The sequence below is a fragment of the Bacillus sp. AR13-1 genome, assembly GCF_008042285.1.
In the GTDB taxonomy this organism is placed as follows: Bacteria; Bacillota; Bacilli; order Bacillales; family Bacillaceae_G; genus Bacillus_A; species Bacillus_A mycoides.
In genome coordinates, this window is sequence record NZ_QNUA01000068.1 from 1 (window position 1) to 6979 (window position 6979).

A 6979-nucleotide genomic window follows, 5' to 3' on the forward strand; every position below is an offset into this window, starting at 1 on the left:
ATATAATATAGAATCTATGTATAAATTTATATACCCCTTACTAAATCTTTAATTTTAATTATCTAAATATCTTAGTTTGTTTATTCTATCCTTTCTTGAAGCCTACACTTATGTTCAAGAAACTTTATACCTTCCAACCGACTTCCTAGACGTTCCCAAAATTGTTCTCTTTTATTTAACAGTTGCATTTCTCTTTTAATTCATGAATAATCCTTTCCAAAACAAAGTGCTTTTTTCAATTCTCCAAAATTCAATTCCTAATATAAATTACTGAATATAAGAGACCACCTTAAGATTATACTATTCACAAGTTTCGGAAATCCTCTAAAAGAGATCTCTTAAATTGATGTTTATCCAACTCTACAATTTTTTCACATTCAGCATTAACAGCAGGCTTGTCTGGATTCAAAAATTCATCCGCTCTCAAATTAAACATATTTTGTAAAGCATCCTTAACTATAGAATCAGCTTCATGTCCCAATTCCATTAAATTTCTAAGCTTAGGATTTGTAACTGACCCATATACAAACATCTGATAAATTGCTTCTTGTTGTAATTTCATTCTCTTTTCAAGAGTTGAAACAAGTAAACTTTTCTTATTTAGCTGTTCCTTTAATTCGCTTAATTCTTCCTGTAATACACTGTTGTTCTTCTGACTTATCTTTAATTCCCTCTGATAAGGAAGAAGGTTTTTCAATAGTTGCTTTAAATCCTTATCGTGTTTTTTTACAATTCCCTCTATACTTGGTAATTGTACTTGAATGTGGTTATTTCGCGCTAATGTTTTATGAACAACAGAATTATACTCCTCAATTAATTGAAATCCCCTTCTTTCAGTACGAATCCAATAATTATCAGAAATTTCTTCATTTAACCAAGGAAGATTTCCCTCTCTAAATAGACTTTTAGCATACTTACTTAAAGATCTCTTTGGAATTTCAGATTTAATCCCTTTATTTTTTACAAAGCTCAAGATAATTTTTTTTATCTCATCTTCTGGATATTCCTTCTTTTTTCTTCCTACTTTATTCATCGTACAACCACCCTTCATAAACTTCATTGAATTTATCGATACTTTCCAATAAACCCCTCAGTTTTTTTGAATTTATTGCCAATTCACTTGTTAGGTTTGGGTTTATTTTTTTATACGAATTACTAATTAACTTACGGTGTAAATTAAACAATGTTTTGTATAGAGCAAGTGCTTCCTCTCGACTCTCTTCTATCCATTTTTCGATTTTTTCCCTTTTTTCCAAAAACTCATCATATTCTATTCTCCAATATTCAAAGCACCGAAAACACTGTGTTTTACAATTTTTTACTTGGGCCGTACAATAACCAATTTCAAGCTTATCCCATTCTTGTTTCAATGTTTTGGCTGGAGAAAATATAAATTTCTCCCTAAATAACTTTCCTATATTTATTGTGTTGCTCGATCTTTCAGGAGAAAGGACAGAATTATTTAAGGAATGACTTGTAAGACTAAACATTTTAATAAGTTTAGATATTCCTGAATCTGTAAGAAAAAAATCATGTTGCTGATAGTGCCGCTGTGAGTAGATTGTATTGTGCCCTCCCAACCGAGCAATCTCAATGGGATGAAATCCTTGAACCATTAAAGATAAAAACGCTATATGTCTTGTGTCATTAGGTCTTAAACGGCGTTCAAAATCAAACCTTATTCCATTACTTCTATCTTTTCTAATTTCTTTCTCCGAATCCTCTCCAATACGTCTAACTGTAAAATTATATGGTGGGGCAGCAATTACCTTATCATAAAAATCATAGAGGATTTTTTTAAAAATAGCATCTCTTAAGATATTAGAATTCCTGCATTTGATCGGTTTATTTAATATCCCTTTATACGTCCTATATGATAGAAGAGTTTTTGAATAACCATAATCCTCTGTTAATTCCATATACTCTTTAAACATTAAGTATACACTTACGGAAATCTCCAACTCATCAATTATTTTCTTACCTGTCTGACCTTTCTGCTTAATACGAGGCAACTTGAGATAATAACGATTATTTTTAGTATATATACAATCTCTTCTTAAAAGGAGAAATTCTCCAATCCTTATTGGAATTACTGAAGTCAAATGCCACCAAATTCGTATTGGAAAGAAATACAAATATCTCCAATCAGCATCATTCGATTTTGCATAAAAATCATTTAAAACCCATACAAACTTAAGACAATCCTTAACAGTAGGGATAGTTCGTGTATTTGATTGGACAGACGGGATGGTTGACAAAAACCTCAGATATTCTTCTTTCCCTTCGAAAAGATCATAATAATTATAAAAATTAAATATAGCTGCAGCTATACAAGATTTCACACGCCCTCCTTTTGCTAAGATCCTCTCAATAAAATCTTCTAAATACGCTATTCTAAAGGCTTCTGTTTTTATCAGCTCATCTAGCACATAACCAAAATTCCTACTTACAGTTCTATATTGATACTTAACTAGTAAGCTAGCCGCCCAACATTTCATTACTAATATAAACCTTTCTACTTCCTTCAAAGAGTATCCACTGAGCTCTTCCTTTACTCTACTAAAACGAAGGTATGACATTTGGTCTCTTTCCTCATCATATAAATTCCATTGATCATCATAAAAATTGACTTTAGTAAATTTGTTTTTCTCAAGGTTTTCCAGATTTCCCATAGAAAGTTCGATACTAAATTCTAAATCAAATAATTCATCACTTAATTCTGCAATCTGCATTATTTTATTCACTATTCCCACCTACTTTGTCTGCGAAATATATTGTGTAACAGAAGGCAATTGACTTAAGACAAATTCAAATTCTCTTTTGGTCATACCCAAAAATTCATATATACTAGATCCAAACTTTTTTTCAGCTTCTTTAAACAATTTTAAATCTCTAAAAAAAAGGATTGCATTTCTTTCATAATCTCCTTTATATCTATGTTCCCTATCATTCCTGGCAAAAAAATCGACATGATTAAGTATTTGTTCAGTAATGGCAGAAAGAGCATAAAAATTATAAATAGCGAACGGACAGCCTATACAATTTTCTCGCTCTGGATACATACAGTTTTCTGATGATACCAAGCATTGAACATGTCTTGTTTTAGAATACAACATTCCCATATTGAGTCTATTATAGATATTCTGCATTGTTTCTTCATCAAGTCCCTTTATAATATCCATAACCACATTTTCTTGTTTTATAAGGTATAATAAAGCATCCACTATACCTTCCAATCTCAGATCTTTCCCAATCTTCTCATATATAATATTTATTTGATTAGTTCTTTCTTCTATATTTTTAGTTGGACCAAATAGAATATTAGCAAATCCATCTGCTATAAACCCAAAATAATCCCTAGAAAAAATTTGATTACTCAGAAAATTAACTTCTCGTTGATTTATATGAATATATATATTAGTAGTTTCAATCGACTTATGGTTACGAAGAAATTTTAATAACTCTAATTCATGCGCAGAACCTTTTTGATTTTTAGATAAATTATAAGCAAGTGTGATAAAAGTTCGATTCATTTTTAATGATGAAAATTTAAGGTTTTCCTCTGGAAAAGCATCAAAAAACGCCTTATAAGGATAACTAGTAAGTAACCGATTCTTAGACTGAAAATCAATTAGCGAATCACTTAAAGGATTAAATATTCTTGTCCTTATTTCACATAAAACTGCTGCATACGCCATAGGAAGAATTAATTGCTCCGAACAATAAAAATAACGATTTGCGCCAGTTTTAGAATGCTTTAAATTCTTAATTTGTATTTTCCTTATTATTGTCTTGGCATCTTCAATGCTTAACTCATTATTCTGAATCCACTCTATACTGTCAATAATACTGGTTCCTTCAAAGCTTATTCTAGGGATTTCCATACAGTCCCAGTGTCTCCAAGCATTATTTAAATGTACTAATGTATACAACCAAACAGAGTCATAACGATTATAGGAGACATCCTTTGAATTATTTCTTAAAGACTTTAATAACACCTCTCTTACACTACTTATAGCCTTATCTTTATGAATATCTAGGTTAGAAATATATTTAAAAAACTTCATAAATTCTTCTGCTGTATAAATTTCCGATTGTTTCTTTTTCTTAACTTCACCCTTATACGGACTATTTATATTTCTAATTTTAAACATTTTTTCCTTTAAGAAATATCCTTCCATTTGATCAATTTCTCTTAAAAATATATAAAGTATTTTTTTTACTTTTTCTTTAGTATTATTATTAAAAAACATCAAATTAAGCTCCTTAGAAGAGTACATAAATAACTCCTTATCAAAAACTCTCCCAGTTAAGACCCTCGTAACAGAAAGGTACTCTAGCACCCTTGCATTTTTTGAAACAAAATTCGATCCTGAGTAAGATTCTGATTTAAGTCTTACAAATTCAAACCACAATCTACCCGTTTCTTTGCAAGAATCAGAAAACTCCATACCCTCCGCTCTTAATCTGTACATAAAATTATCATATATAGACCCCCTATCTATATAAAGATTTAAATTTTCATTTCGTCTTTCATATTCTTTAATAATGTCCTCTTTCAAATATAAATATCTACCATTAAAATATCTAGGAAGCCCTCTCACTAATATAGGTATCTCAATTGTCTGTATATTTTCCCGGATAGAATCCACGTTTATGTTAAATTCATTAAAAATTTCCTGTCTAGTATAGTACTTAACCCTTAATTCCTTATCCATTTCCTCTTTTTCCTTTTTTAACGAAACAACTTCTTCTTTTCTAAAAAATATATGTCTTCCTATTTTCTGACTAATCTTTAATAATCCTTTTTCTAGAAACTTTTTATAATTATAGACATTTAAATCCAATAACTTAAGAACATCATTCAATATTACTAAATCTTCATTCGATATATTTAATCGTATTTTCTCTCCTACCGTTTTACTTCTATACATCAAAAACATTCTAATATCCTTTTTTTTATAGAACGTGAACTCCTTTTTCCTTATAAATTGCATCTTCCTTATATTAAAACTATCGATTACAAACATTGCTTGAGCATAACCTATATCTGCCATCTTCATAAATTCATTTATTGTTACATATTTGTCCAAAATATCAATTACTTCACGCTTTCTTACATAGCGCCTCACAAGCCTATATTCCTTTTGATCGTTCAATGTAAATAACGGGTATTCTAGTGTTCTTAAATATATATGACCTTCTCTAGAAAGGGAAACAAGATTTTTATAATATGCATTTAATAATTGTCTATTATCAAGGCTCTTTAGCCCTAGGTACGCCCAAAATTGCTTTATAGTAAAATATTCTTCGCTAAATTTTCTTTCCCACTGTACATGCTTTTTAAAATCTTCTCTATGAATAAACGCTGTTTTATTCTTATATTTTATGCTAATAATATTATTCTCTACAAGAAACCTTAGATCGTTGTCTGTTACTTTGTAATCCAGATGTTTCAACTCAATATATTCTTGATCCACTCTTTAATCCTCCCCATCTACTGATATAACGGTTATACACATGTCTCTTATTAGAAGAATCCTCATAAAAATCAGCGTCATCTACACCCTCACCATATACACTAGAAAGAATATTAACATGTTCCTTTATCTTACTATAAGAAGTTCTCTTCTCAATATATTCTAATGTGGCAGTTAGTGTTTTATCTCCCCTTAAATTAGCAATTTCCTCAATACTTAGACCTAAATCAATAAGAAAATTGGTAAAAACACCTCTACCTATATGTGTGGACCAAGGAAGACTCGTTAAGAATTCCAAGTCCTCGTAACGACGATTTATTCTCAACTTTTCCAAGAAACGTTCTTTAATTCTTAGAAATCGCTTAGCATATCCAGTACCACTCAGAGCTAGCCCTGTACTTCTAGAAATAAATAGAGCATTACTCTCTTTATTTTTAAACTGTTTTTTTAATTTCTCTAATCTCTCCATATGAATATGATAAATTTCCCAAAGTTTCTCATCATCTAAAACGAACACTTCCCTAGGTCTCTTAACTTGCACATCGTACCTAGAAGATAAATGTCTAAATAAATGCTCTTGATTATCTTCAATTACTAACCACATTCCATCATTTCCCCTAAATCCTTTTTCATAGATAGATTCTCTTGTTAAATTAACAACTTCGCCTACTCGTAATCCTGCTAGAAATTGAAAACACACTCCTAACGCTATATCACTAGATTCTGCTTCTTCAATAAACTCATAAACAAGTCTATATCGATTAGGGCCAAAATCTTTTAATTTGTGTTTCTCATTCGTTTGATTTCTATTTGGTCGCTCAATATCAAAAATTGACTTACTAAATAGAGATAACGGATGCCCTATTTTTTTACCATCTTTTCTGTAAATCACCTGAAAATCTTCGTCTATCAACCCATGTTCCCTTAGATATATATATAATTTTGTAAGTACACTTTCACAATAATCTGAGTGATTAAAACTGACCCCTTCATAAGTCAAATGTGTTATAAAATCACCACCATGTTTTAGCTTTATTCCTTTTAGTCCTTTAATTTGCAATTCTTTATATCCAACTACATCATCTTCAATGCTACTGTAGATGAAATTAAGGAATTTACACATTACCCTAGCAGCTTTGAGTTGAGTATGATAACCTACTCCTCTATTCCTATAAGTTTTTCTAATAAAATCAGTAATAGGATGCGGAATAATTAAATCGTTAACTGTATTTTTTATACATATGAGAACCGTTTCTTCAAACTTAATCTCCTTTCCCACTCTCTTTTGTAGAATCACACCTCTTGGCATCCAATGAAATTTCTGATCTAACGTTTCCAAACTATTTCTCCTCCTTAAATATTAATTCTTTTAACAACAATATATTCTAATTATTCATACGAAACTTTAAATATAGTATTTCTTTAAATTTATATTTATTATTCTTAATTTTCTATTAACAATTAATTAATTGTATAACGAATAAAAAATAGAAGCTACA

4 protein-coding genes are annotated in these 6979 nt (G+C 29.9%); all 4 read right to left on the minus strand.

The window, feature by feature from the left end; translation table 11 throughout:
- Nucleotides 1–304 precede the first annotated feature (304 nt).
- The 4 genes from DN408_RS31020 to DN408_RS31035 are packed head-to-tail and all read right to left on the minus strand — an operon-like array spanning nucleotide 305 to nucleotide 6819.
- Nucleotides 305–1033, minus strand: a complete 729-nt coding sequence (locus DN408_RS31020; protein WP_147740525.1) for a hypothetical protein — start codon at nucleotides 1031–1033, stop codon at nucleotides 305–307.
- Nucleotides 1026–2732 (minus strand): integrase, encoded by a 1707-nt coding sequence (locus DN408_RS31025; RefSeq protein WP_370458406.1) that lies wholly within the window; start codon nucleotides 2730–2732, stop codon nucleotides 1026–1028. The genes DN408_RS31020 and DN408_RS31025 overlap by 8 nt, the downstream gene beginning before the upstream one ends.
- 21 nt (nucleotides 2733–2753) lie before the next feature.
- On the minus strand, nucleotides 2754–5480 hold the full coding sequence (locus DN408_RS31030; protein WP_147740527.1) for a hypothetical protein: 2727 nt from the start codon (nucleotides 5478–5480) through the stop codon (nucleotides 2754–2756).
- Complete coding sequence (locus tag DN408_RS31035; protein WP_147740528.1) at nucleotides 5461–6819, minus strand: site-specific integrase; 1359 nt, start codon at nucleotides 6817–6819, stop codon at nucleotides 5461–5463. The genes DN408_RS31030 and DN408_RS31035 overlap by 20 nt, the downstream gene beginning before the upstream one ends.
- Nucleotides 6820–6979: the final 160 nt, after the last annotated feature.